18 protein-coding genes, 1 pseudogene and 1 riboswitch are annotated in these 25,103 nt (G+C 37.7%); of the genes and pseudogenes, 11 read left to right on the plus strand and 8 right to left on the minus strand.

The window, feature by feature from the left end; genetic code table 11:
• Nucleotides 1-236: 236 nt before the first annotated feature.
• Together BPMYX0001_RS27725 and BPMYX0001_RS31760 are read left to right on the plus strand one after the other, a co-directional pair.
• Complete coding sequence (locus BPMYX0001_RS27725) at nucleotides 237-1,406, plus strand: acyltransferase family protein (protein ID WP_003205094.1); 1,170 nt, start codon at nucleotides 237-239, stop codon at nucleotides 1,404-1,406.
• Between the two features lie 127 nt (nucleotides 1,407-1,533).
• Nucleotides 1,534-1,740, plus strand: a pseudogene (locus tag BPMYX0001_RS31760) (LysR family transcriptional regulator); the annotation flags it as partial.
• 129 nt (nucleotides 1,741-1,869) lie between these two features.
• On the opposite strand, the gene BPMYX0001_RS27730 reads toward BPMYX0001_RS31760, so the two are convergent.
• Both BPMYX0001_RS27730 and BPMYX0001_RS33475 read right to left on the minus strand, forming a co-directional pair.
• Nucleotides 1,870-2,955 carry a hypothetical protein gene (locus BPMYX0001_RS27730; protein ID WP_006097483.1) on the minus strand — a complete coding sequence of 362 codons (1,086 nt, stop codon included), beginning with the start codon at nucleotides 2,953-2,955 and terminating at the stop codon, nucleotides 1,870-1,872.
• A 108-nt stretch (nucleotides 2,956-3,063) separates the two neighbouring features.
• A complete protein-coding gene (locus BPMYX0001_RS33475; protein WP_003205090.1) occupies nucleotides 3,064-3,207 on the minus strand; it encodes a hypothetical protein in 144 nt (47 codons plus the stop codon).
• Between the two features lie 281 nt (nucleotides 3,208-3,488).
• Here BPMYX0001_RS33475 and BPMYX0001_RS27735 point away from each other — a divergent pair, with 281 nt between their 5' ends.
• From BPMYX0001_RS27735 to BPMYX0001_RS27745, 3 genes are all read left to right on the plus strand, one after another.
• A complete protein-coding gene (locus BPMYX0001_RS27735) occupies nucleotides 3,489-4,844 on the plus strand; it encodes a cytochrome ubiquinol oxidase subunit I (RefSeq protein ID WP_033799502.1) in 1,356 nt (451 codons plus the stop codon).
• Complete coding sequence (locus BPMYX0001_RS27740; protein ID WP_018765147.1) at nucleotides 4,837-5,862, plus strand: cytochrome d ubiquinol oxidase subunit II; 1,026 nt, start codon at nucleotides 4,837-4,839, stop codon at nucleotides 5,860-5,862. Before BPMYX0001_RS27735 ends, BPMYX0001_RS27740 begins: the two co-directional genes overlap by 8 nt.
• A gap of 491 nt (nucleotides 5,863-6,353) precedes the next feature.
• Entirely contained in the window at nucleotides 6,354-7,712 is a 1,359-nt protein-coding gene (locus BPMYX0001_RS27745) for an arsenic transporter (RefSeq protein WP_018781262.1), read from the plus strand.
• Nucleotides 7,713-7,863: 151 nt separating this feature from the next.
• Here the strand turns inward: BPMYX0001_RS27745 and thiC are convergent, their stop codons facing one another.
• Nucleotides 7,864-9,624 carry a phosphomethylpyrimidine synthase ThiC gene (gene thiC / locus BPMYX0001_RS27750; RefSeq protein ID WP_006097487.1) on the minus strand — a complete coding sequence of 587 codons (1,761 nt, stop codon included), beginning with the start codon at nucleotides 9,622-9,624 and terminating at the stop codon, nucleotides 7,864-7,866.
• 266 nt (nucleotides 9,625-9,890) lie between these two features.
• A riboswitch (TPP riboswitch) is annotated at nucleotides 9,891-10,006 on the minus strand.
• A gap of 426 nt (nucleotides 10,007-10,432) precedes the next feature.
• Between thiC and BPMYX0001_RS27755 the strand changes: the two genes are divergently transcribed.
• Nucleotides 10,433-10,615 carry a hypothetical protein gene (locus BPMYX0001_RS27755; protein WP_003205080.1) on the plus strand — a complete coding sequence of 61 codons (183 nt, stop codon included), beginning with the start codon at nucleotides 10,433-10,435 and terminating at the stop codon, nucleotides 10,613-10,615.
• Between the two features lie 115 nt (nucleotides 10,616-10,730).
• Here the strand turns inward: BPMYX0001_RS27755 and BPMYX0001_RS27760 are convergent, their stop codons facing one another.
• From BPMYX0001_RS27760 to BPMYX0001_RS27770, 3 genes are all read right to left on the minus strand, one after another.
• Nucleotides 10,731-12,392, minus strand: a complete 1,662-nt coding sequence (locus BPMYX0001_RS27760; RefSeq protein WP_006097488.1) for a lactate permease LctP family transporter — start codon at nucleotides 12,390-12,392, stop codon at nucleotides 10,731-10,733.
• Between the two features lie 382 nt (nucleotides 12,393-12,774).
• On the minus strand, nucleotides 12,775-13,269 hold the full coding sequence (locus BPMYX0001_RS27765; RefSeq protein WP_003209033.1) for a metal-binding protein: 495 nt from the start codon (nucleotides 13,267-13,269) through the stop codon (nucleotides 12,775-12,777).
• A 50-nt stretch (nucleotides 13,270-13,319) separates the two neighbouring features.
• The gene (locus BPMYX0001_RS27770) at nucleotides 13,320-13,685 is read right to left on the minus strand and encodes a YkvA family protein (RefSeq protein ID WP_016112579.1); all 366 of its coding nucleotides are present in this window, start codon (nucleotides 13,683-13,685) and stop codon (nucleotides 13,320-13,322) included.
• Between the two features lie 923 nt (nucleotides 13,686-14,608).
• Between BPMYX0001_RS27770 and BPMYX0001_RS27780 the strand changes: the two genes are divergently transcribed.
• From BPMYX0001_RS27780 to BPMYX0001_RS27795, 4 genes are all read left to right on the plus strand, one after another.
• Complete coding sequence (locus tag BPMYX0001_RS27780; protein ID WP_018781256.1) at nucleotides 14,609-16,537, plus strand: LTA synthase family protein; 1,929 nt, start codon at nucleotides 14,609-14,611, stop codon at nucleotides 16,535-16,537.
• Between the two features lie 430 nt (nucleotides 16,538-16,967).
• Entirely contained in the window at nucleotides 16,968-17,852 is an 885-nt protein-coding gene (locus BPMYX0001_RS27785; RefSeq protein ID WP_006097492.1) for a D-amino-acid transaminase, read from the plus strand.
• A gap of 210 nt (nucleotides 17,853-18,062) precedes the next feature.
• Entirely contained in the window at nucleotides 18,063-19,775 is a 1,713-nt protein-coding gene (locus tag BPMYX0001_RS27790; RefSeq protein ID WP_006097493.1) for a C40 family peptidase, read from the plus strand.
• A gap of 663 nt (nucleotides 19,776-20,438) precedes the next feature.
• Complete coding sequence (locus tag BPMYX0001_RS27795) at nucleotides 20,439-21,650, plus strand: NupC/NupG family nucleoside CNT transporter (protein ID WP_006097494.1); 1,212 nt, start codon at nucleotides 20,439-20,441, stop codon at nucleotides 21,648-21,650.
• Nucleotides 21,651-22,006: 356 nt separating this feature from the next.
• On the opposite strand, the gene BPMYX0001_RS34645 is transcribed toward BPMYX0001_RS27795, so the two are convergent.
• Together BPMYX0001_RS34645 and opuD are read right to left on the minus strand one after the other, a co-directional pair.
• The gene (locus tag BPMYX0001_RS34645) at nucleotides 22,007-22,141 is read right to left on the minus strand and encodes a hypothetical protein (protein ID WP_003205060.1); all 135 of its coding nucleotides are present in this window, start codon (nucleotides 22,139-22,141) and stop codon (nucleotides 22,007-22,009) included.
• Between the two features lie 254 nt (nucleotides 22,142-22,395).
• Nucleotides 22,396-23,910, minus strand: a complete 1,515-nt coding sequence (gene opuD, locus BPMYX0001_RS27800) for a glycine betaine transporter OpuD (protein ID WP_006097495.1) — start codon at nucleotides 23,908-23,910, stop codon at nucleotides 22,396-22,398.
• A gap of 668 nt (nucleotides 23,911-24,578) precedes the next feature.
• On the opposite strand from opuD, the gene BPMYX0001_RS27805 reads away from it, so the two are divergent.
• A partial coding sequence (locus BPMYX0001_RS27805; RefSeq protein ID WP_033799503.1) for an SH3 domain-containing protein occupies nucleotides 24,579-25,103 on the plus strand: 525 nt, incomplete at its 3' end.

A 25,103-nucleotide genomic window follows, 5' to 3' on the forward strand; every position in this document is an offset into this window, starting at 1 on the left:
GCCACCTGATAGAATCTCTAATACAATTGGTTAATATATTCATGCATCATGGATCCTATTCCATTGATGTATGAATTATCTTAAATTGAGAAGAAGCTAGATATTCACTCTAGCTTCTTCTTTGATGTTACAAGTTTGTTTTATAACTACAAATTAATCAGACTATACCCACAAATTTGTTATAACTTTCACAAAGTTTCCATAGCCCTTTCCTCTCCTTCGTACTATAATCATGTATGGAAAAGGAGATGGAAACTATGACACACAGCGCCCCAGAGTTTAAAGTTTTGCAAAGCATTGCGTTCCTTGCTGTTGTTTTGCAAAGTTCCTTACTATATACAATGAATCAAGGACATATTCTACTAGAACAATCTCTCATTATGGGAATGCTATTTAATCTCGCAAAATTTTCAGCACCTGCATTCATCTTCATTGTTGGATTTCATTTAATTCAGCAATACACAAAACAAATGGTCTATACAGAATACATCTATGAAAAAACAGCTCACTTGCTTGCTCCTTACTTCTTCTGGTCCGTCGTGTACTTATTGACAACAAACCAAGTCGTTACAGTGCAAAGCGGGATAAAAAGCCTATTGCTCGGAACAGCTGCGCCTCATCTTTGGTATGTCATTATGATGTTCCAAATCCATTTGCTGTTTCCCTTATTATGCACCTTATTTTATTGGTTTAAAAAAAGAACACAAAATCAGCAAGATATATACCGATACATGGCCGCTTTCGCTAGCATTTATTTTCTCTTAATGTGGTATTCTTCTCACTATATTTTTAACGGTGAAGTGCTAACTCAATCAACTGTTTTGCATTATACAGATCGTTCCTTCTTCTTCTATTCATTTTACTTTGTCATGGGAGGAATCGCTGCTGTAGCACTTCAAGCTTGGCGCTTATTTGTAATGAAACACATACCACTTATAACAATCTTGTTTTTTATTCTATTCTTATTCATCAACTATGAACTATTTAGCTTTTATGGTGTAGATTCCATTCACCTTACTGTATCTACCTATTTAAAGCCATCCATGTTTCTGTACATTGTATGTGAAATTTTAATACTATACGTACTATCTATCATGATTGTACAGCGGCGAGGTGCTTTATATAAAACATTACGCTTTATCGGAAACTACACGTACGGAGCCTATTTAGCACACTTTTTCTTTTTACAGCTAATTACGAAATTACTATCTCTATTTACAATACAGGCAAATACAATTCTATATAGTCTATTACTATTTCTTCTAACGGCAACATTCTCTATCATCACAATGGTTATATGTAGCACGATTCCATTCCATACATGGATTACAGGACCTTCTCCCACGCCTGTATTAAAATGGCCAACGCTCCTGCCTTTACTGCCATTATTAAGAAGTAAAAAGTAAAAGAAGCTGTCCAAAAAGATTTTTTGGACAGCTTCTTTTTAGGAAGAAACCTGCTCTGCAGAAGTTTCTTTATGCTGTATGTGACTTGTAATCCAAGCAATTCCACCAGCAACAACTAAATAACATAATAAAATTAAAATTTGCATTTGTCCCTAACCTAACTTTGTTACGAAATTCTAATCTTTCATCAAACAAGCTCCGCATTATTGAACCAAGGTGCCAACGAACTATTGGATTAAGTTGGTCAAAAAGGCGTTACTTATCATCAACAGCTCAGAAGTTCCGTCAATTCGTTATTCACTATTTCTCGAGCATTTCATCACCACGTACTTAAAAAATCTCCAAAATAAAAATGCCACTTTTCAGTGACATTTTTATCCCGCAGTAACCGGCAGTAATATCCCGATTGGTGAAGGATCATAATCAGTGGGGAATAAAGCTCCCCACTGATTAAAGTTTCATTTTACTTCTTATCCATTTTCAATTCCGTCTCAGCTAATAGCGGCAACACATTATCAAAAATATGCGTGTTGTTCTCTTTTCCAGTCACATATCCACCATAAAACCTGCTGAATACATTGTCATTCCGAAATTCACTCATGCGCTCATACAATTCTTGGGCAAATTTTTTATCTCCTACTTGTAATACATATAAAATCGTTAGCCCATATGCTGCTGGTGATTCAAAATCTACTACTGGTTTTCCTGTTTCTAAATCATAGCGACCGTATAACTTCCCATCTTTGCGGAATACCTTTTTAATAAACTCTAAATATGCTTCGGAGGAAATTCCGCCTAAACTACGATGGTAAGCAACATACGATTGATCAATGAGATTCACCCGGTTTTCATATGTAAATGTACCATCCTCTTTGTATTCTTTCGGGAATGCCCAGCCACGTCTTGGATAATCCGCTAAAAATTGAATAGCTTCCTGATACTGCGTTTCTGAAATTTTTCCGTACTTTTTCATATAAGAGAATGCACTTGGATTTATGTAAGATGTCGTTAATATGTTATTTTGCATGCCCTTATCTGCGTCATAATAGTCAACATAGATTTTCTTCTTCTTATTATAACGTAGTACAGCATCACTCACTTGATCCGCAAGATGCTTATACCGCTCTTCTTTATACATGTCATAAGCACGATATAGCTGTTCGATGATGCGGAGATCATCAATGAGAGCATTCGTACCAGCCTGTCTTTCTCCTGTTTCAGAAATCTTCCATAAAACAATATGGACTGGATGTATAAAATAATTTTGGATCACCTTTACTTGTTCATCAAACAATGATTGATCGTCCATATCAAGCGTATATTGTAACCATAGCCCTGATGATTCTGATAATGCTTCACGGCCGGTAGCCTCGTTCGTTCCTACCTTTGAATCAGCTATGCGATATGTTGCGAGCGTCCCATTCTCGTTCATCATATGTCTCATAATAAAATATTCTGTTCGATTTCCTTGTAGTGCAGTCCAAAAAACAATTCCACCTAAAACCATAAATAAAGTTAACGCAATCCATATATACAAACGTTTCCGCACTTTTTCTCACCTCTATAATAAGACTAACCGTAATCTTAGTAGAGCATACGAAAACATTAAAAAGACAATCCTTTAGATTGTCTCTTACTTTTCTATCCTTTACACACGTTAATTAGCCTCTTTTGTAGGGCGATACAATAATTGCACAAGGTGATCATATTCACGCCGTGTAATTTCTTTATTATATAACTTTAATAACAAATCTTTATGCTCTTTCGAAAACGCCATTTTTCTAATGACTTCAGGATACATACAAACATCCCCTCCGTTTTACGTAAACTTCCACATTCTGTTAAACTCTAGCTTGTCCTTCTACAAATAAAACCCCTTAGATAGAACTAACGTTCGCATAAGCATTATAAAAGATTTTGTTCTAAAACACAAATAAAATATTCTTCTCTTTATTTTCTGAAGATTTCAAAATCATAATATCATATCCACTTTTTAAAATACATATATATTTTTGGCATTTTTTTGAATAAATTTTCCAATCCGATCAGAAAATAATGGCAAAAATGAAGAGGAGTAGAATTATGGATACTGTTACATTGTCACGGGCTTTTTTTGGGTCATCACTAGCATTCCACATCATTTTTGCAACACTTGGAATCGGACTATCTTTAATGATTTTTATAAGCGAAGTATTATATCACTGGAGAAAGGATTCTGATTACGCCGTTATGGCAAAAAGGTGGACAAAGGCTTTCGCCATCCTTCTTGGTGTCGCAATCCCTACTGGAACAATCGTCGGTGTACAAATTTCACTTCTTTGGCCCGGATTCGCCAAAATTGTCGGTCAAGTGATTTCTGTTCCATTTCAGATTGAGATTTTCGCCTTCTTCTTAGAAGCTTTATTTATGTCCATTTATGTATATGCAGCAGATAAATTACCACCATTTATGAGATTAATCTCACTCTTTTTTGTCATGCTTGGTGCCACTGCATCTGCCGTATTAATTACCTCAGCAAACACATGGATGAATACACCGGCAGGCTTTTCTATGAATCCTGATGGCTCTGTTTTTAACGTTGACCCGTGGAAAGCATTCTTTAATCCAAGCTTTTTCACAAGCTCCCTTCACGTTGTCATTACGGCTTATGCAACAGGAGCGGCAGTCATTGCTTCTATCGCTGGGTTTAAATTATTAAGACGAAATCTGGGTGCAAGAGAAATCGCTTATCATAAAAAAGGATTATTTTTAGGCCTTGTCGTTACATTTATTACAGGTGCTACGATGTGGCTTTCTGGACATGAATCGGCAATTGCTTTGCATGAACATTCTCCGGAAAAATTAGCATCTGCAGAAGCTTTATTTGAAACGACATCACATGCTCCTTTGTCCATTGGCGGAGTTGTCGATCCTGAAACTCTTGAACTGAACTACGCCCTCGAAATCCCAAATATGCTAAGTATGTTAGTTGGATTTAATCCTAATACCGTTGTAAAGGGGTTAAATGAATTTCCACAAGAAACGTGGCCGCCATTTTATACCCATACGTTCTTTAATTTAATGGTTGGTACAGCTGCATTCACTTTTGCTGTAGCAGCAATCGCTCTTGTATATTGGTACTTTATCTATCGAAAAAAAGGAGCAGAATTACCAAAATGGCTTCTATGGGCCACTGCTGCGTGCGGACCGATTATGATGCTCGGCATTGAATTTGGATGGGTTTTCAGTTGTAGCGGTCGTCAACCTTGGACGATTTATGGGATGCAGCGCACAATGGATGCTGCTACGCGCGCTGATTTCGTCGGGCCTTTATTTATTTTATTCATCATTTTGTATATCGGTCTTGGCGCTTTAACGATTTTCGTACTACGAACGTTCTTTAGAAGACATCCATTAAAAAATGATCTAGGGCAGCAAGGAGGAGATCCTCGTGCATGAGGCAAGTATTGCGATTATCATCTTATGGGCCATCATCTTCGTATACAGCATTTTAGGTTCCATTGATTTTGGAGCCGGATTTTGGGGCATGGTATACGCAAAGCACCCGACACTAGCCGGAAAGCTTGCCAATCGTTATTTATCACCAACATGGGAAGTAACGAATACATTTCTCGTCTTTGTCGTTGTCGCATTTCTTGGCTTCTTTCCGAAAGCAGCTTTTACACTCGCAACAGTGATGTTTGTACCGGTGACATTAATTTTAGTTCTCGTTGCCATTCGTAGCACATTCATGGTTTTTGCATATTCCGTACCGAAGTATGAGCATATCTTGCGCTTTATTTCTGGTATTACAGGGCTCTTAATTCCAGCCTTATTAATTACAGTTTTGCCAGTAACAGAAGGTGCTTATATTACGACCTCTAGTGGAAAAGAAGTGCTATTATACGGGAAACTTCTATCAAGCCCTGTAATCTATTGGTATATGTTATTTGGGTTAACTTCAGAGTTGTTCCTATCCTCTCTTTTTCTAGCTGACTTTGCAAGAGAGCAGCGCTCAGAGGATACGTATCGACTCTACAGACGAAACGCCATCGTACTTGGTCCGGCGACGCTCGTTACAGCCATTATCGCCCTGGTTGTTATGGAACCAGAAACACATTGGCTCATGCAAGGATTAATTAAGCAGTTTCCATGGTTCACAGTCTCCATTCTTTTATTTGTAATCGGGTATTCTTCCCTTTGGTGGACAAATAAAAAATACGATTCACTCGGCTGGCCTCGCATCGCTGTTTTAGCAGTTGTTGCACAATATGCCTTTGCTAGCTACGCTTACGGCGTCGCGCATTTACCGTATATCATTTATCCGGACGTTACTGTCTTTACAAGCTTTACAACGAAAGAAACATTCTATGCGCTGCTCATCCTCTATGCAATCGGCATCGCGATCTTGCTTCCAGGCTTTATCTTCTTCTGGAATTTATTCTTAAAGGATCGAACGTTCCTCAAAGAAAAATAACGATTTAAAGAGAAGCTACTCCAAACATTTACTAAAATGTCTAGAGTAGCTTCTCTTTATAATAATGACTCCCTAAATAATTTCTACATCTTTACAAACAAAAACACCATATATATATCCATTTTGTTTTTCCTTCATACTAAGTCGCGGCTATGAAAACAAAAGAAGATTCCCACTCGTTCTCCCCTTTTGTTTTCACTCGGCATGGGGCAGGACCTGACCGCTTCTATGCTCGGGCGGACGCTCTCTCCCATCTGAAAAATAGGTTTTAAATCGTTTTTTCAATTTGTATTTATATAGGTTCTTCTCTCTATCAAAAAGCACTAGTTATCTCTCTCGTATCTATATTTGCCTTTTAACATCAAATACACATATTCACTAGATTCAGGTACATGCCTAGTTCTTCTTATTTTTTTTTGAATATAATGCTGTATACACTTGAGACAAGCTCAAATCTATTTGCTCAAGTAAAAAAGAAAGGTAGGCTAACAATGAGTACTGAAATATTGATTACAATCGTCGTCTTCTTCTTAACCATGATCATCATTTTTTGGCGACCACGGGGATTGAATGAAGCATGGCCCGCTGCAATTGGTGCCGGTATCATTCTCCTTACAGGACTTGTATCAAAACCGGATGTTATGGATATTATTAGTAAAATAGGAGGCGCCTCCATAACTATCTTAGCAACCATCGTTATGGCCGTTATATTAGAAAGCTTCGGCTTCTTCCATTGGGCGGCTGCAAAACTGGCAAATCTAGCAAAAGGTTCTGGTCACCGTTTATACTGGTATATTCAATTACTATGCTTCCTCATGACTCTTTTATTTAACAACGATGGCAGCATCTTAATTACAACTCCAATTTTAATTTTACTTCTCAAAAACCTTCAATTAAAACCACACCAACAAATTCCGTATTTACTAAGTGGTGCTTTAATTGCTACTGCTTCAAGTGCACCAATTGGTGTAAGTAATATCGTAAACTTAATCGCATTAAATATCGTACACATGACACTTTATATGCACACTGCAATGATGTTCGTACCTGCAACACTAGGACTACTATTTATGTCATGGCTCATGTACACTGTTTTAAAGAGAAAACTACCTAAAAAATTACCAGTTTCTTCTTATGATATTGAAGAAATCTTCTTCACAAAAAATTTCCATCCTCTAAAAGGAAAAAATTCCGTTGATACAAAACAAAAACGGACAAAATTTATGTTAAAGGTATTACTTTTCGTATTCCTTATGCGCTGTCTTCTCTTCGTCGCTTCCTTCCTATCCATACCAATTGAAATTGTAGCTGTACTCGGTTCACTCGTTCTCCTTGTATGGAGATGGTACTATTTACGTACAAACCCTGTCGATATCTTAAAAAAGACACCGTGGCACATTTTGATCTTCGCATTCTCCATGTATGTTATTATTTACGGGCTTCACAATGCAGGATTAACAACGTTTCTTGTAAAGTGGCTCGAACCGATTGTTAACCAGCATCTACTATACGCAAGCTTTACAATGGGTGGATTGGTTTCACTTCTCTCCAACGTCTTTAATAATCACCCCGCATTAATGATTGGTACCATTACATTAACCGAGATGGGACTCGATCCAGTCACTCTAAAAACAATTTATCTTGCAAATATTATCGGTAGTGACATGGGATCGTTATTATTACCAATCGGTACACTTGCTTCCCTCATTTGGATGTACATCCTAAAACAAAATAAAATTAAAGTGAAGTGGAAAGATTATTTAAGCGTATCCCTTATCGTCATCCCACTCTCAACAATCGTAACATTATTCCTCTTATTCTACTGGGTACAACTTTTCTTCTCCCTCTAAAAAACAATAGCCTCCTTTGCTACCGTCTTAGCAAAGGAGGCTTCTTCTATATTTAAATTAGATACACGTGATCAATCAAGTTAAAAGGTGTTCGGAAGCCGTACATATCCCCCACTATTTGTGGGCATTCGTACCCCCATCTCAAATCCAATTATTGATATAAGTGACTACCAGCTTCTTTAAATTCTTCTGATTTCTCTTTCATGCCTTTTTCAATTGCTTCTGTTGTTTCTAAATCATTTTCTTTTGCATATTCACGAATGTCATGTGAAATTCTCATACTACAGAACTTCGGACCACACATGGAACAGAAATGAGCTGTTTTTGCTCCTTCTGCTGGTAATGTTTCATCGTGGAAATCCATTGCCCGTTCAGGATCTAACGATAAGTTAAATTGATCGCGCCAGCGGAATTCAAAACGCGCTTTTGAAAGAGCATCATCACGTTGCTGCGCTGTTTTGTGTCCTTTCGCAAGATCAGCCGCATGCGCCGCAATTTTATACGTAATAACCCCTTCACGAACGTCATCTTTGTTCGGTAAGCCTAAATGCTCTTTCGGTGTTACATAACAAAGCATTGCTGTACCAAACCAGCCAATCATCGCTGCACCAATCGCCGATGTAATATGATCATACCCCGGTGCAATATCCGTTGTTAAAGGTCCAAGTGTATAAAATGGTGCGCCTTGGCAAATATCAAGTTCTTTATCCATATTTTCTTTAATTAAATGCATTGGTACATGCCCTGGTCCTTCAATCATAACTTGAACATCATGCTTCCAAGCAATTTTTGTTAACTCACCAAGCGTTTCAAGCTCAGAGAATTGCGCTTCATCATTCGCATCTGCAATCGAACCTGGACGTAATCCATCTCCAAGAGAGAAGGAAACATCATATTGTTTCATAATTTCACAAATTTCTTCAAAGTGAGTGTATAAGAAGTTTTCTTTATGATGGAATAAACACCACTGCGCCATAATAGAACCACCGCGCGAAACAATTCCTGTCGTACGTTTTGCTGTAATTGGAATGTAACGAAGTAGTACACCTGCATGAATTGTAAAGTAATCCACACCTTGCTCCGCTTGTTCAATTAACGTGTCACGGTATACTTCCCAAGTTAAATCTTCAGCAATACCATTTACTTTTTCTAGCGCTTGATAAATCGGCACTGTTCCAACTGGTACAGGAGCATTACGAATAATCCATTCACGAGTCGTATGAATATTTTTCCCTGTTGATAGGTCCATAATTGTATCTGCACCCCAGCGCGTTGCCCATGTCATCTTCTCTACTTCTTCCGCGATAGAAGAAGAAACTGCAGAGTTACCGATATTCGCATTTACTTTCACGTGGAAATTGCGTCCGATAATCATCGGTTCTGCTTCTGGGTGGTTAATGTTTGCTGGTAAAATCGCACGTCCTTCTGCGATTTCTTTACGAACAAACTCAGGCTCTACACCTTCACGAATCGCAACATATTCCATCTCAGATGTAATGATACCGTTACGTGCATAGTGCATTTGCGTTACATTTGCGCCCTTTTTTGCACGAAGTGGTTTACGATCCATCTGCGGGAACACAGGTGTATGCTGAGAAGCAGCCTTCACGCCATCATCTTCCGGTTTAATTTCACGTCCTTCATACTCTTCTACATCTCCACGGTCAACACTCCAAGCACGGCGAGGTGTTGGAATTCCTTTTTCCAGCTCTACTTTGTACTCAGGGTCTGTGTACGGACCACTTGTATCATACACGCGAATCGGCGGATTTGGTACACCGTTTGTATCACTTTGCTCAATCTCACGCATTGGTACTTTCATACCTTCACGCGGGCCATCCACATAGACTTTCTGACTTCCTGGTAAACTCGACTTCAATTCAATTTGCTCAGCTGAAACAGATTGCTTCATAATTTGTGTTTCCTCCCCTTTATCATTTCAGGCAAATCGAACTTGCTCAGAATCTCGGGCCACCTTCTGGGCAATTCGATTCCCGCTTCAGCAGCTAGAATGATCGGTGGCTTCGCCTCTTCAGCTGAAGCTCCATCCCCTCCCATTCTGACCGAGCCGCTTTCGCTTTACTTGTGAAAAGGACAAGAACTAGTGACCAGCGCATGCCAAAATAAAAAGAGCCAGGTCCATAGTAAAACAAGGACCTGGCTCATAAAGACATAGTTATGTAAAGCCGTTAACTTCCCTACGCTGGTACGAGCCAGATCAGGTCCAGAGGGTTAAGAAGTTCTCGCACTTCTCTCTCAGCCCACGCTTCTCTTGGGCACCCCTAGTTTATCACTGATTTAATTTTCAATACTTTCCCATCATACACGATAATCAGAAAAATGCAAAGGCATGAAGTACAATTTTTACATGTCGTTTTTTATCTGCTAGTCGATACTCCCTATTGAACCACTGATTATTAACCCGACCAATCGGGCTTTTACAGGCAGTTCATCTCCCACCTAACTTCTTTGTTTCCACTGAATTTTGAGGTGGGGGTCAAAACTTACCCATGTTCAGCTAAAATCAGAACACCTAAAAAGTTAGTCATATTATTTATTCACATATGTAAAGTAAAGTTTAGATCAGGAGTGAAATTATAATGGGTTGTTTGGGATCTATCTTCCGATTTACGTTTTTCGCAATATGTATCATTTTTGTCCTCTGGTTTGGAGGCTCGTCAATTATAGCCTTCTTTTCTGCTCTGTTTTGGGGAAGTTGGATGCATTTTTGGACATTATTTTCTATCTGGATTACTGCAAATTACGGAATCGGTTGGCTGTTTGAAGTTCACTGGAAAGATGAGGACGCAGGCGAAGAATTCTTTGCAATTTTTATTCTTTTCATCAGCATACTTATTTATAGAGGGATCAATAAACTTGGAAGGGTATTTATTCGAGGATGAATAGTCTTTCATGCCGTGCGTAACCATCGGGTTAAGTGTATGTATCATTTTAGGCATAAACAAGCCAGGTACTTTCAGCACCTGGCTTGTTTGTGTTAAGTTGGTGGCTATCTACTTAAGGTATCATCCACGTTAAATAATAAGCTTGTACATATGTCATAATACCAACAATAACTACAAAGAATATACTATGTTTTACTGTGAAGCGGAATAAGTCAGATTCTTTTCCAGCGAGACCTACTGCTGCACACGCGATCGCAATCGATTGCGGAGAAATCATTTTACCCGTTACACCACCTGTTGTATTTGCAGCAACAAGCAATACTTCTTTCACACCAACTTGCTGTGCTGTAATAGCTTGCAAATTGGAGAATAGCGCGTTTGCCGATGTATCTGATCCTGTTAAGAATACACCGAGCCAGCCAAGGAATGGTGAGAAGAATGGGAATAATCCACCTGTTCCTGCTAATGCTAACGCGAGTGTTGAGGATAAACCAGAATAGTTTGCGATGAATGCGAATCCTAATACTAAACCGATAGATAGAATTGGCATTTTTAATTCTTGTAACGTTTCTGCAAATGTTTCTATAGCTTGTTTTGCACTCATTTTTAAAATAATGATAGAAATGATACAAGCGATTAAAATTGCTGTTCCAGTTGCTGATAAAATATCAAGTTTGAATACTGCCTCATAAGGCGTTGGTTTATTTACAATTGGCTCTGCCTTCATGACTAAATTGTGCAGACCTGGAATTTGAAACTTAAAGACAAGACTTTCTAACGTCCCACCTGGAGCAAATAATGCTTTAAAGAAACTTTGACTCCAAATAACAACCATCACTGTCAAAATAATAAATGGTGACCAAGCCTTTACAACTTTTCCTACTGTTAATTTCGGCATGGATGCAGCCGTCGTTGTTGCTGCCGCTTCAGCATTTGCTTGATTAGATTGATAGATTTCTTTCGGCTGCCATACTTTTAGGAATAATGCTAAACATACTAAGCTGACAAGTGCTGATGTAATATCTGGAAGTTCTGGTCCTAAAAACGTTGCTGTAATAAATTGCGTAATTGCAAAGGAACTACCTGCTACAAGTAATGCAGGCCATGTTTGTTTTATACCTTTGAAGCCATCCATTAAAAATACGATAAAGAATGGAACAAACAATGATAAAAACGGCAATTGGTGTCCAGCCATTTGTCCAATTTTGTGGGGATCAATACCCGTTACTTGCCCCGCAACTGTAATTGGAATTCCCATCGCTCCGAACGCTACCGGTGCTGTATTTGCAATTAAGCAAAGTCCTGCTGCATATAACGGATTTAAACCAAGACCAGCAAGAAGCGCTGCTGTAATTGCTACCGGTGCACCGAATCCTGCTGCTCCTTCCAAAAATGCGCCAAATGAAAAGCCAATTAAAATAACGAGTAAACGATGGTCATTCGTAATCGATAGTACCGATGCACGAATCACATCAAACTGTCCTGTTTTGACAGAAATTTTATATAAAAATACCGACATCACAATAATCCATGCAATTGGCCATAACCCGTATGCAAAGCCATATCCGGTTGCTGCCATCGCCATTGCAAACGGCATTTTATACGCAAATAGCGCAACTAAAATTGTTAATACAACTGTAATAAGTCCTGCTACATAGCCCTTCATACGAAAGACTGCTAAAGCCAAGAAAAAAAAGATAATTGGAATAAGTGCTACCGCTGCGGAAATCCAAATGTTACCGAACGGATCGTAAACTTGTGTCCATGTGCCCATTGTCCTCTCCCTTTCTGTAATCCCCTGTTTTAAAATCCTTATAATCCTATCAATAGACTATCCGGTCATCATACCTTTAAGTCCAAAATAAAAAACGTTTAAGAAAACGTTTTCAATTATTGTATTTATACTTTACCATACCATTTTTATTTTAAAAAGATTTTTCTGATTATTTTTTCCATTTTTTCGTTTAATTGCACTTTCTATAAATAGGAAAAAAGTAAGTTTCATTCTTCCCTCATTATTTTAAACAAACGTTTGATTAACAAAAGAAAAGACTGTCACTCTGGCGTATTTCACTTTAAACAAACGTTTGATTAAAAGCCTTATGCCTCGTTCAGCACAACTAAAAAAGAAAAAGCACTCGCAATTCGCAAGTGCCCTACCTTCTTCTTCTTTTCTTCTTTTTTCTCATAAGCTTTTTCCGGCGCGTATTCAATCGATCCGCTATAATATGGAGTGCACTCGCAGCGATAACTCCAATTACAAATGTCGTTAAAGCAACATCATGTTCCTTTGCAATCTCAAGTAACCTTCCGTCTAGCACCATTTTATTTACTATGTATAGGAATGGAGAAAAGACAAGAAGCATATACAATATACGAATGAGATCACCGATTACAAGCGTATGCGTTAAAAAAGAACGATGCGGCATCACACATTGATACGGATACCAAAAAATACGAAGTAATCCCCATTTATTATAGGCGTTACTATGAATATCCAAATCTGGTGTTAAGAAAAACGTGCCGATTAAAAAGCCTATCGCAAAAGTGAGTAAAAAATCAAAATTTGTTAATCCATACGAAACAAGCATAAATAAAACAATCGGAAGAGAAAGTAAGTTTATTTTCGTATGTGTTTTTCCTGATGGCATAGTACACTTCCTCGCTTATGTTTGCCCTGCCAGCACATGACAGTTCTCAGCTATTGATCTAATTTTTGATCGATAAACGATGTGTCTATATCCGAACCAAACCAATCCGCTAATTTCATCTGCGCTTTTTCTTTTACATCTTCATTTACATACATGGATGCTTGCAAAAGTGCAGCTGTTAATGCCCCTAAATCATCCGTATAACCAATTCCAGCTATAAAATCCGGAATCGCATCAATTGGCGCAATAAAGTAAGCAAGTGCTCCGATAATGGTTGCCTTTACTCGTTTTGGAACATCCGGTCTTTGCATAACGTAAAACAGCAATAAACTTGCATAAATAACCGATTGTCCCGCTTGTTTCGCTACATGTTTCACTTTATTCCAAAACGCTTCAACTGAAAATTTTCGTTCCATATAAAGAGCCCCCATATTTTGTTTTTTCACTATACGCAAAAGTAGATGTGCCTTCAAAAAGAAAAAACTAGCCTCATTAGTCAATAAAAAGCTCATCAAATATACACATAACCGATCGATGAAAACTTATTGTAACAGACAACACCAAAAAGAACAAGTGTTCGCAATTATTTCCCGCTATTTACTCTAATTATAATAAAATTTTTCACATATAAATCACGGCTTCGGGAACAAAAGAAGACCTGCTCTCTTCTCCTCCCTTTGTTTTAAACTCATCATGGGGCGAAAAAAGGGCCTGACCGCTTCTATGCTCAGCCGGACGCTCTCTCCCACCTAAAAAGAGGGGGGTATACATTAAAATTTCCATCACCAATCAAAATTTTGCTAAATCACTCTTTTTGTTCTTTCACTTATAAATTGCTTTGCATACAAAATGGACCTGCTCTCTCCTTCTCCCTTTGTTTTAAATTCGGCATGGGGCGAAAAAAGGACCTGACCGCTTCCATGCTCAGCCGGACGCTCTCTCCCATCTAAAAAGAAAGGGTTTATATATTTCCTATCAATATTTCTCAATATAAAATGTTCTATTTCTCTTAACATTCTCTTTTATCTTTGTTATATTTTCTAGTTGACGAGCATATAAACCAATGTTAAAGTTTTCTCTGGCAGCAACAACGAAAATACAAAAACTGTAAAATGTTATAGTGTTTCTAAGAATTGAATTTTGTTGTATAATACAGAAATGACGTTATGCTTATGGATCAACAAAAGAAATGGCAGGAAACCAAAAGGGTATGCATAGTTAAAGTCGTATATGGGTGATATAGAAAACCCTGCTCATGGCCAAGAAAACTATGTATTTTTTATTTTAGCATTTTTCTCTCAAAAATCGACCAAGCCTGATAGAGAAAGGGTGGAAATGGATGAAGGAATCTTTAAAATCACAATTTCATAATGTGCGTTTTACTTTGTTCGTCGCTTTGGCCTTATGGCTAAAAACTTACATCATAACGCGTACGAGCTTTGATTTGAAACTTGAATCTTTCATGCAAGAATTTATCTTATTCATTAGTCCATTGGCAACATCATTACTGCTTGTGGGTCTTGCATTATTCGCAAAAGGAAAAAAACGTAATTATATAGCACTTGGAATTGATTTTGTTTTAACAATCGTTCTTGTTGGTAACGTAATGTTCTACGGATTCTACAATGATTTCGTTACTTTACCGGTACTTGGGCAAACGTCCAACTTTGGACAGTTAGGTTCTAGTGTAAAAGAACTACTCAACTACAAAATCATTGTTGCATTTGCTGATATTATTCTTTTCTTCGTTTTATTAAAAAAGAAGAAAGACTTTGCAAAAACGGAGCGTGTGTCACGTCCAATGCGTTCTTTATACTTCGTATCAACGGTTGCTATTTTCTTCGCAAACTTAGGTCTTGCAGAGACTGAGCGTCCGGAACTATTAACGCGTTCATTTGACCGTGTTATGCTCGTAAAAAACTTAGGTTTATATACTCACCAATTATATGATCTTGGCTTACAAGCGAAATCAAGTTCACAAAAAGCATTTGCTGATGGTAGCAAATTACAAGAAACAGAAAACTATGTGAAGACACTCAAAGAGAAACCAGATCCAAATATGTTTGGCGTTGCGAAAGGGAAAAACGTAATCGTCGTTTCTCTTGAATCCTTGCAAACATTCTTAATTGGTGCGACAGTAAATGGTCAAGAAGTTACACCATTCTTAAACCAATTTACAAAAGAAAGCTATTACTTCGATAACTTCTTCCACCAAACTGGACAAGGAAAAACATCGGATGCTGAATTCTTAGTAGATACATCACTATATCCGTTAGACCGAGGTGCTGTATTCTTTACACATGGTAATAACGAATATACTGCAACACCAGAAATCCTGCGTCAGCAAGGGTATTACACAGCTGTATTCCACGCGAACAACGCAACATTCTGGAACCGTAACATCATGTATCCTGCACTTGGTTACGACCGTTACTATAACGAACTTGACTACAAAATCACACCAGAAACAAAGTTAAACTGGGGATTAAAAGATATTGAGTACTTTAATCAATCCGTGGATATGTTAAAACAAGTGAAGAAGCCATTCTATACTCGCTTCCTTAGTTTAACCAACCACTATCCATTTACTTATGATGACGGTACAAAATTAATCGAACCTTACAACTCTGGTGATGGTGTATTTGACCGTTACATGGTAACAGCTCGTTACTTAGACGAAGCACTGAAAAACTTTATTGAACGTCTAAAAGCAGAAGGTATTTATGATAACTCGGTTATCGTATTCTACGGTGACCACTATGGTATTTCTGAAAACCATAACCGTGCGATGGCACAATTCTTAGGAAAAGAAGAAATTACAACATTTGATCATATGAACTTACAACGTACACCAATGTTCATTCACGTTCCAGGTCAAAAAGAAGGTAAAACAATTTCAAAACCAACAGGTGAAATTGATATTAAACCAACAATTCTAAACTTACTTGGTGTTGATTCAAGCAATGACATTAGCTTCGGTCATGATGTATTCTCACCAGATTATAAATCATTCGTTGTTCTTCGTGATGGAAGTTTTATAACAGAACAATATATATATACAAACAATACATTCTATAACCGCGAAACAGGCGAAATTGTAGAAGTACCGAAAGAAGAAGCTCAAGCGATGATTGATCGGGCACAAAATGAACTGCACATGTCTGATAAACTCATTGAGGGAGACTTACTTCGCTTCTCCGAAAGCAACAAAATTAAAACGGGCGAAGTAAAAACAATTATTAAAGAAGACAAAAAAGGCGCTGAGTAATCTCAGCGTCTTTTTCTCTACATTAGTATGATAAAATTACACAATCTTCACCAAATATTTACATAAAATTCATGAAACATCTCTATAATAGAATTTGTAAACAGTATTCTGTTCATTCCTCATGGGGAATAATAGTATCATTTTTGTAACAATTTTCCTGACGTTACCGGGAAGTAACATCCATTGTCTTAGTAAAGCCGTTTGGTTTACTGGTCACCTTTCTAAGCTATACCAAGACAATATCCCTATGAAACAAGCTACCCTCCTTATGCAACATTGTTACAAGCAACGTTCTATATGAATGTTGCTTTTTTTATTTCTAAAAAGCAGGATTCTCATTTCTCATTTGCGAATTTGTATATGCGAAATACAATAAATTGGCGTTTCCATACGGGCTCTCACCACTCATCATTAAAACAATTAAGAAAGGATGGGAAGTAAAATGGCATACGAAAGATTTGTATTATGGAATGACACAATTATTGATACAAATAACAAACAACCGTACATACAATTAGAAGAACGTGGTTTACAATTTGGAGATGGTGTCTATGAAGTAATTCGTATTTATAAAGGAAACATCCACTTATTAGATCCACATTTAACTCGGTTATACCGTTCAATGGATGAAATAGAACTAACACTACCTTTCTCTAAAGCAGAACTCATTACACTACTTTACAAATTACTCGAAAATAATAACTTCCAAGAAGATGGTACCATCTACCTGCAAGTTTCTCGAGGAGTACAGCATCGTGCGCACGCATTCTCTTTTGATGTAACCCCAACGATTTATGCTTATATCTCAAAAAAAGAACGACCCGCTTTATGGATTGAATACGGAATACGTGCCATATCAGAACCTGATACACGTTGGCTCCGCTGTGATATTAAATCCTTAAATTTATTGCCAAATGTATTGGCTGCCACAAAAGCAGAACGCAAAGGATGTAAAGAAGCCCTTCTCGTTCGTAACGGAATAGTTACAGAGGGTAGTCACTCGAACTTTTTTCTTGTAAAAAACGGGATCCTTTATACCCACCCTGCTAATCACCTAATCCTAAACGGGATTATTCGTCAATATATTCTTTCCTTAGCCCATAAACTACAGATTCCTGTTCAAGAAGAATTATTCAGTATTCGTGATGTCTATAACGCTGACGAGTGCTTTTTTACAGGAACAACTGTAGAAGTGCTGCCTATGACACATCTTGATGGAACTGCCATCCAAAATGGTCAAGTTGGGCCAATCACCAAACTACTACAAAAAACATTTGTCCAAAGTTTTTCAACTTCTAATATCTCATTACCTTAAACACGAACATTTTAAATTTCGCAATAAAACAATGTATGTATTTTCGTTCAAAATCAAGGTGGAGCATGCACCTTGATTTTTTTTCGTAATATTTTTGACATATTCAGATTCCCGCATAAGCCTTGACAGTAATCGACATGCCTTTTAGAATTTTTAACAGTTGGTAAATATTTCATCACTACATTACAGACAGAAAGGAATCGACAAAACATGAAAAAATATCTTGCCGGTCTTGCGGCAGTGTCTGTAGCAGGAGGAGCAGCCCCGACATTAGATAGCGTTCAAGCTGCCCCTGAAAATACACAAAAGCCTGCTACACAAACTGTTCAAGCTGCACCACAAAACAATTCAAACTACACAGTTACTGCTGACGTATTACACGTTCGTTCAGGAGCTAGCACTTCTCACGACATCATCTCTCGCGTATATGAGGGTCAAACATTAAACGTAATCGGTGAAGAAAACGGTTGGGTTAAAATTAACCATAATGGTAAAACTGGTTACGTTAGTGGACAATTCGTATCAAAAAATGGTACAACACCAAACGTAAGCACAGGTGGCAAAAACAAAGTTACTGCTGATGTATTGCGTGTTCGCACAAGCCCAAATACTTCTAGTTCCATTATGGGACGTGTATATGAAGGACAAACATTGCAAGTTATTAGCATAGAAAACGGATGGGTTAAAATTAACCATAACGGCAAAACTGGTTACGTTAGTGGACAATTCATATCTGGCATTTCTTCAAACGCTGGTTCTTCAAATAACAACAATGTTCAAGCAGCAAGCGGAAACTATACAGTAAATGTATCTTCTCTTCGCGTCCGTACAGGCCCTAGCGCTTCTCATACAGTTTTAGGATCTGTTCATAAAGGACAAGTTGTACAAGTTGTTGGCGAAGTTCAAGATTGGTTCAAAATTAACTATGCTGGACAAACTGCTTACCTTAGCAAGGACTACGTAACAAAAGGTGGTTCTAGTAACGATGTTGTCCAAGGTAATGATCAACAACAAGAAATCAATAATAATGTAACTGTTCAAACTGGCGGTACTTATGTTGTTAATACAACATCATTACGTGTTCGTACAGGCCCAGCTACATACCACGGTGTACTTGGTGGCGTATTAAACGGTCAAACATTAAATGTAACTGGTGTAGAAAATGGTTGGTACAAAATTAATCATCACGGTAAAACTGGCTATGTAAGTAGCGAATTTGTGAAATTTGTTAAAGGTGGCACAACGACACCGGAACAACCAAACCAGCCTGAGCAACCACAAACATCTGTTGGTGAATACTACATTAATGCGGCAGCATTAAATGTACGTAGCGGCGAAGGTACAAATTACAGCGTAATCGGTGCTCTTCCACAAGGTCAAAAAGTACAAGTTATTTCTGAACATTATGGATGGAGTAAAATTAACTACAACGGTCGCACTGGCTATGTAGGAACTCGTTTCCTATCTAAAACACCAGTCGGTGGCGCTGTAGACAATAAACCTAACAACAGTAACAATAACAACAACCAAAATAATAATAATAACGCAGGCAACACAAGTGGTAATACATCATCTATTCTTGCATATGCAAAATCAATGCAAGGTGTACCATATGTATGGGGTGGCACTTCTGCTAATGGTGTTGACTGCAGTGGTTACATTTTCCACGTATTTAACAAATTCGGTCACAACATTAGCCGTCAAACTGTAGCAGGATATTGGAGCAGTCTACCAAAAACTTCAAATCCACAACCAGGCGATTTAATCTATTTCCAAAACACTTATAAGCCAGGTCCTTCTCATATGGGTATCTACCTTGGCGGCGGATCATTTATTCAAGCTGGTGACAACGGAGTTAAAATTGTTTCAATGAATAACTCTTACTGGAGCAGCCACTTCTTAGGATATACAAAAGCACCTTAAGTCATAGTTTCAGAGTCTTCTAGATTACTAGAAGACTCTTTTTATATAAAGTGAAACTTTAATCAGTGGGGGTTTTCTTCATCCCCCACTGATTATTAGCTGAACCAATCGGGCTTTTACGGGCAGTTGACCTCCCACCTAACCTCTTTGCTTTCGCCGAATTTTGAGGTGGGAGTATTACTGCCCGTTAATGCGGGATAAATCCTTTTTGATTTTTCACATATAAGTCGCTGCTACGAAGAACAAAAGGTGACCTGCTCTCTTTTTCTCCTTTTGTTTTCAATTCGGCATGGGGCGAGAAAAGGCCCTGACCGCTTCTATCCATGGTCGGATGCTCTCTCCCTACCTATAAAAGAAAAGTCTTTATCATATTTTCAATTCATATTGCTACAAATATGTTTCTCTCCTCTTATTTCATACACTGTATTCTATAAAAACAGCTCATAACGTTATAATAATGAATATATTCCCCTAAAATAACATAACCTAACCTCTATAAGATTGATATGTGTTTTCTTAAATAATTTTCTTTCTATTTAAACTTTTCAATAGACGTTTGACCTCTGATGTCCGGTATGATACGTTACTTAAGATGTTATTTTCGTTGAGTATAGACATCTGTTATGTATACTTTTTTACTATGAGAGAGGAGATTTATACTGCATGAATGTTTTATGGGGAATTGGCGGCGTGATTGGAATTTTAGCAGTTGCTTTTCTACTATCTTCCAACCGCAAAGCTATTAATTGGCGCACAATTTTAATTGCGCTAGCATTACAAATTACGTTTTCTTTCATCGTGTTACGATGGGATGCCGGAAAAGCTGGCTTAAAAGTTGCTTCTGACGGCGTTCAAGGCTTAATCAATTTTTCTTATGAGGGAATTAAATTCGTCGCTGGTAACTTATTAGATAAAGATGGTCCTTGGGGATTCATTTTTGTCATTCAAGCACTACTTCCAATTGTATTTATTAGTTCATTAGTAGCAATTTTATATTATTTGGGTATTATGCAATGGTTCGTTAGTATCGTTGGTGGTGCATTAAGCAAACTTCTTGGCACTTCTAAAGCAGAAAGTTTAAATGCAGTAACAACTGTTTTCTTAGGACAAACAGAAGCACCAATTTTAATTAAACCGTACTTAACTCGTCTAACAAACAGTGAATTCTTCACAATTATGGTAAGCGGTATGACGGCCGTTGCAGGATCAGTTCTTGTTGGTTATGCAGCAATGGGAATTCCGCTAGAGCACTTATTAGCAGCAGCAATTATGGCAGCACCATCAAGCTTATTAATTGCAAAACTAATTATGCCAGAAACAGAAAAACCGGATAACAATGTACAACTTTCTACAGAGCGTGAAGATGCTAACGTTATCGATGCAGCAGCACGCGGTGCATCTGAAGGTATGCAGCTTGTTATTAACGTTGCAGCAATGTTAATGGCGTTCATCGCATTAATCGCTGTATTAAACGGCCTATTAGGATGGGTTGGATCTTGGTTCCATATTAAACTTAGCCTTGATTTAATCTTTGGATATATTCTATCTCCATTTGCTATCCTAATCGGTGTTTCACCAAACGAAGCTGTACAAGCAGCTAGCTTTATCGGACAAAAACTTGCAATCAACGAATTCGTTGCATATGCAAACTTAGGTCCACACATGTCAGAGCTGTCTGATAAAACAAATATGATCTTAACATTTGCAATCTGTGGCTTTGCAAACTTCTCTTCTATCGCAATTCAATTAGGTGTAACAGGGACACTTGCTCCTTCTCGCCGTAAACAAATTGCACAGTTAGGGATTAAAGCAGTAATCGCTGGTACACTAGCGAACTTCTTAAATGCAGCAGTTGCAGGTATGATGTTCTTATAATAAAAATCGAGCTGATCCGAATTTTCGGGTCAGCTTTTTTTTATGAATGTATTTCGCATACGCCCAGCTCTTTACGTACCTATTTATCAGAAGCCTCTTCCTATACTTACGCGCTAAAAATAAAAAACAAATTATCGGATGTGACAAGACAGTCAGGTTTAAAAAGTAAAAGTGGCAGCGGCTCGTTCAAAATTAAACAAACGTTTGATTAAAAAAATAAGCACAGAGCGCCGTATGCTCTGTGCTTATTTTTACTTTAAATCTATATATCGGACAATACCCCTTAGTCGAAAGTAATTTTCACGTCCATCCCCCAACGAACGATCTACTTTCATTTATATACGAAAAAGTGACTGCTATTTTTGTAAAACCAATTGCTTCTCTTGCTGTTCTTTAGACACTTCAGTCTTTGGTTCCGTGTTTTCTTGGACACTACGATGTGCCACACGTTTCAAACAAATATGCTTCCACTTTCTTTCGTAACGCTTCATTATTCTAGTTGTCCCCCTTGAATACGCTTAAAAACCATTTGAAATCGCTTACAGGAAATAATATAGCACATATACGCAAAAGTGACAACACATTTCCGACAAATTTTTGTCAAAAATATGGATTACTTTTGACAATATATCGGCGGTTCGACACAACTTATCGACCATTCGACGACCTGCGACAACTGCTAATCAATAGGAATTCGCACAACCTATCAAAAAAGAGCTGATTCAAAATCAGCTCTTTCCTTCTATTATTTATGGTGATGACGAACTTCCTTCTGTAATTCTTTAAATAGGGAAGCAGCCATAAAGAAGATAACAAATACAAACGGGAATGCTGCGATAATCGAAGCAGTTTGCAATGCCTCTAATCCACCTACATATAATAAAATCGCTGCCAATGCTGCTTGAACAAGACCCCAAACCAGTTTAATACGATTTGGTGGATTTAAACTACCATTTGTCGTTAACATACCAAGAACAAATGTCGCAGAGTCTGCTGAAGTAATAAAGAATGTTGAAATCAGTAAAATCGCAAGAACAGATAAAACTGGTCCTATGCTGCCCATATGATCTAACATAGCGAATAATCCAATTTCTGTGCCCATCTCTTTAATTTGTCCATAAATATTTGCTCCATCAAACATCTCCATGTGAATACCTGTTCCTCCAAATACAGAGAACCAAAGCGCACCAATAATTGTTGGAACGAGCAACACACCAATAACAAACTCACGAATCGTACGTCCACGTGAAATACGGGCAATGAATGTACCAACGAATGGGGACCATGCAATCCACCATGCCCAGTAAAATATCGTCCATGATTGAATCCATTGGTTACCACCCTCATTTAATGGGCTTAAACGGAAGCTCATACTTGGCAACTCTTGAATGTACGAACCGATTGTAGAAGTAAAGTAATTCATAATAAAGTTCGTTGGACCTGCAAATAATAAGATTGCCATAAGTGCAAAGGCTAAAATAATATTTATATTACTTAAATATTTAATCCCTTTATCTAATCCTGTTTGTGCAGATAACATATATAGGACCGTTACTACCCCAATAATAACTAACTGCGTTGTTAATGAGTTTGGAATAGATGTTAAGTAACTAACGCCACCTGCAATTTGTTTTGCTCCAAGTCCTAATGAAGTTGCAACACCGAATACTGTCGCAAATACAGCTAACACGTCAAACGTATGTGCGATCCGTCCGTGCTCACCACTCTTAAATAAAGAACCAACTGTTGCACTAATTGTACTTGGTTTCCCTTTTCGGAACGTAAAATAAGCAATACAAAGTGCTACAAGTGCATACAGACCCCATGGATGTAATCCCCAATGGAAGAATGAAAAACGAAGTGCAAGACGTGCACTCTCTTCTGTTGCACTCTCTCCAAATGGCGGTGTGTATAAATGATTTAATGGTTCCGCAACTCCCCAGAAAATCAAACCGATTCCCATGCCGGCACTAAAGAGCATAGCGAACCAGGTCATATAACTATAATCAGGCTTATCATCATCTTTCCCTAAACGGATCGAACCATATTTTGAAAAGATTAAAAAGATAGCTAAACCTAAGAAAACAGAAACAGAAATGATATAGAACCAACCAAATTTACTAACTAATGCAGTTTGAATTGCAGTAGTCACATTTCCTAAATTACCTTTTCCGATTATAGATTCGGGAATAATCCCCCAAATTGTAAATGCAATACATAATGTTAATGAGACAATAAATGTTTTTGTCAGTTTCCTCATAAAATCCCCCTTTTGTAGGTTTCTTTTTTTCGTAAAATGACTCTAATTCCGATATGTTAAATCGGATAAAGTGAAGTATTTCTTGCGGTGATTTTCTTTCAGCTCTCTAAAATCAGCCTTCACCAATTAGAATTCTTATGGACAGTTGAGCCTCCATATAACCGTTCGGATTATAAAATGGAGATGCTACCGCCAAATCGTGCGAGATAGATGCGGATGGGAGTGTGTTTCCCCAAAAAGGTGTGTTACAGTTGGAAAAAAGCCAAATTTACGGATAGCAGCTCTTTCTTTTTGTAACAATTATGCGGTTGTTTTTGTAAGGATATAGCACTTCTTTGTGAATACACAAACAAATTATTTATGTTTATATAACTATTTTAGTCACAAATCGACGAATTACTCAAGGATTGTAACCATTTAGTAACCCTATCGTAATAACTGCGTAACATTATTATCTCAGTTGAAAAATATCCTCTATGCTATAAGTAATAGAGATATCTATCAAACCTCCTAAAAACACGGAATGAAAACTGCTTTCTATTATTTCTTTCTATATTACAGAGTATTAATGATTTGTTACGAATGGTTTGTAATTGTGTGATTTCCCAAATTCCGAAAAAAACTGTTGCTATAATGAGGACACGAAAACAAACGCAATGGAGGCTATCATGAAAAAATTAATTGGTATAGCAACGGCAGCGGTTTTTGGTCTTGGGATTTTCACTACTTCTGCAAAAGCAGAAACTGTTGTAACAACAGACGTATTAAATGTACGCGAGAACCCAACTACTGAATCACAAGTTGTAGGCAAATTATTAAATGGTCATAAATTAGATGTTACAAATACAGAAAACGGATGGTCAAAAATCAAATTAGATGGTAAAGACGCATTCGTAAACGCAGAATTTACAAAAAGCATCTATTACGTAACAGCAAACGTATTAAACGTACGTGCTGAAGCAAACACAAACTCAGAAGTTCTTGGTACGCTTAAGAAAGACGATATGATCGAAACAACGAACCAAGTACAAAATGAGTGGTTACAATTCGAATATAATGGGAAAACGGCTTACGTTCATGTTCCTTTCTTAACAGGTACAGCACCTGTTATTGAAAAACAAGAAACGCCTGCTCCTGCTCAAGCTGCAGCACCTGCTAAAGCAGAGGCAAAAGCACCAGCAGCACAAGAAAAA

The organism is Bacillus pseudomycoides DSM 12442, assembly GCF_000161455.1.
Taxonomy (GTDB): Bacteria; Bacillota; Bacilli; order Bacillales; family Bacillaceae_G; genus Bacillus_A; species Bacillus_A pseudomycoides.

Excerpts from the sequence above, each read along its gene's own strand:
- BPMYX0001_RS27790 (WP_006097493.1), top strand. The coding sequence starts at position 18,063 with ATGAAAAAATATCTTGCCGGTCTTGCGGCAGTGTCTGTAGCAGGAGGA.
- BPMYX0001_RS27770 (WP_016112579.1), bottom strand. The coding sequence starts at position 13,685 with ATGGAACGAAAATTTTCAGTTGAAGCGTTTTGGAATAAAGTGAAACAT.
- BPMYX0001_RS27725 (WP_003205094.1), top strand. The coding sequence starts at position 237 with ATGGAAAAGGAGATGGAAACTATGACACACAGCGCCCCAGAGTTTAAA.
- BPMYX0001_RS27760 (WP_006097488.1), bottom strand. The coding sequence starts at position 12,392 with ATGGGCACATGGACACAAGTTTACGATCCGTTCGGTAACATTTGGATT.
- BPMYX0001_RS27755 (WP_003205080.1), top strand. The coding sequence starts at position 10,433 with ATGCATTTTTGGACATTATTTTCTATCTGGATTACTGCAAATTACGGA.
- BPMYX0001_RS34645 (WP_003205060.1), bottom strand. The coding sequence starts at position 22,141 with ATGAAGCGTTACGAAAGAAAGTGGAAGCATATTTGTTTGAAACGTGTG.
- BPMYX0001_RS27795 (WP_006097494.1), top strand. The coding sequence starts at position 20,439 with ATGAATGTTTTATGGGGAATTGGCGGCGTGATTGGAATTTTAGCAGTT.
- BPMYX0001_RS27745 (WP_018781262.1), top strand. The coding sequence starts at position 6,354 with ATGAGTACTGAAATATTGATTACAATCGTCGTCTTCTTCTTAACCATG.
- thiC (WP_006097487.1), bottom strand. The coding sequence starts at position 9,624 with ATGAAGCAATCTGTTTCAGCTGAGCAAATTGAATTGAAGTCGAGTTTA.
- BPMYX0001_RS27785 (WP_006097492.1), top strand. The coding sequence starts at position 16,968 with ATGGGAAGTAAAATGGCATACGAAAGATTTGTATTATGGAATGACACA.
- opuD (WP_006097495.1), bottom strand. The coding sequence starts at position 23,910 with ATGAGGAAACTGACAAAAACATTTATTGTCTCATTAACATTATGTATT.
- BPMYX0001_RS27765 (WP_003209033.1), bottom strand. The coding sequence starts at position 13,269 with ATGCCATCAGGAAAAACACATACGAAAATAAACTTACTTTCTCTTCCG.
- BPMYX0001_RS27780 (WP_018781256.1), top strand. The coding sequence starts at position 14,609 with ATGAAGGAATCTTTAAAATCACAATTTCATAATGTGCGTTTTACTTTG.
- BPMYX0001_RS33475 (WP_003205090.1), bottom strand. The coding sequence starts at position 3,207 with ATGTATCCTGAAGTCATTAGAAAAATGGCGTTTTCGAAAGAGCATAAA.
- BPMYX0001_RS27735 (WP_033799502.1), top strand. The coding sequence starts at position 3,489 with ATGGATACTGTTACATTGTCACGGGCTTTTTTTGGGTCATCACTAGCA.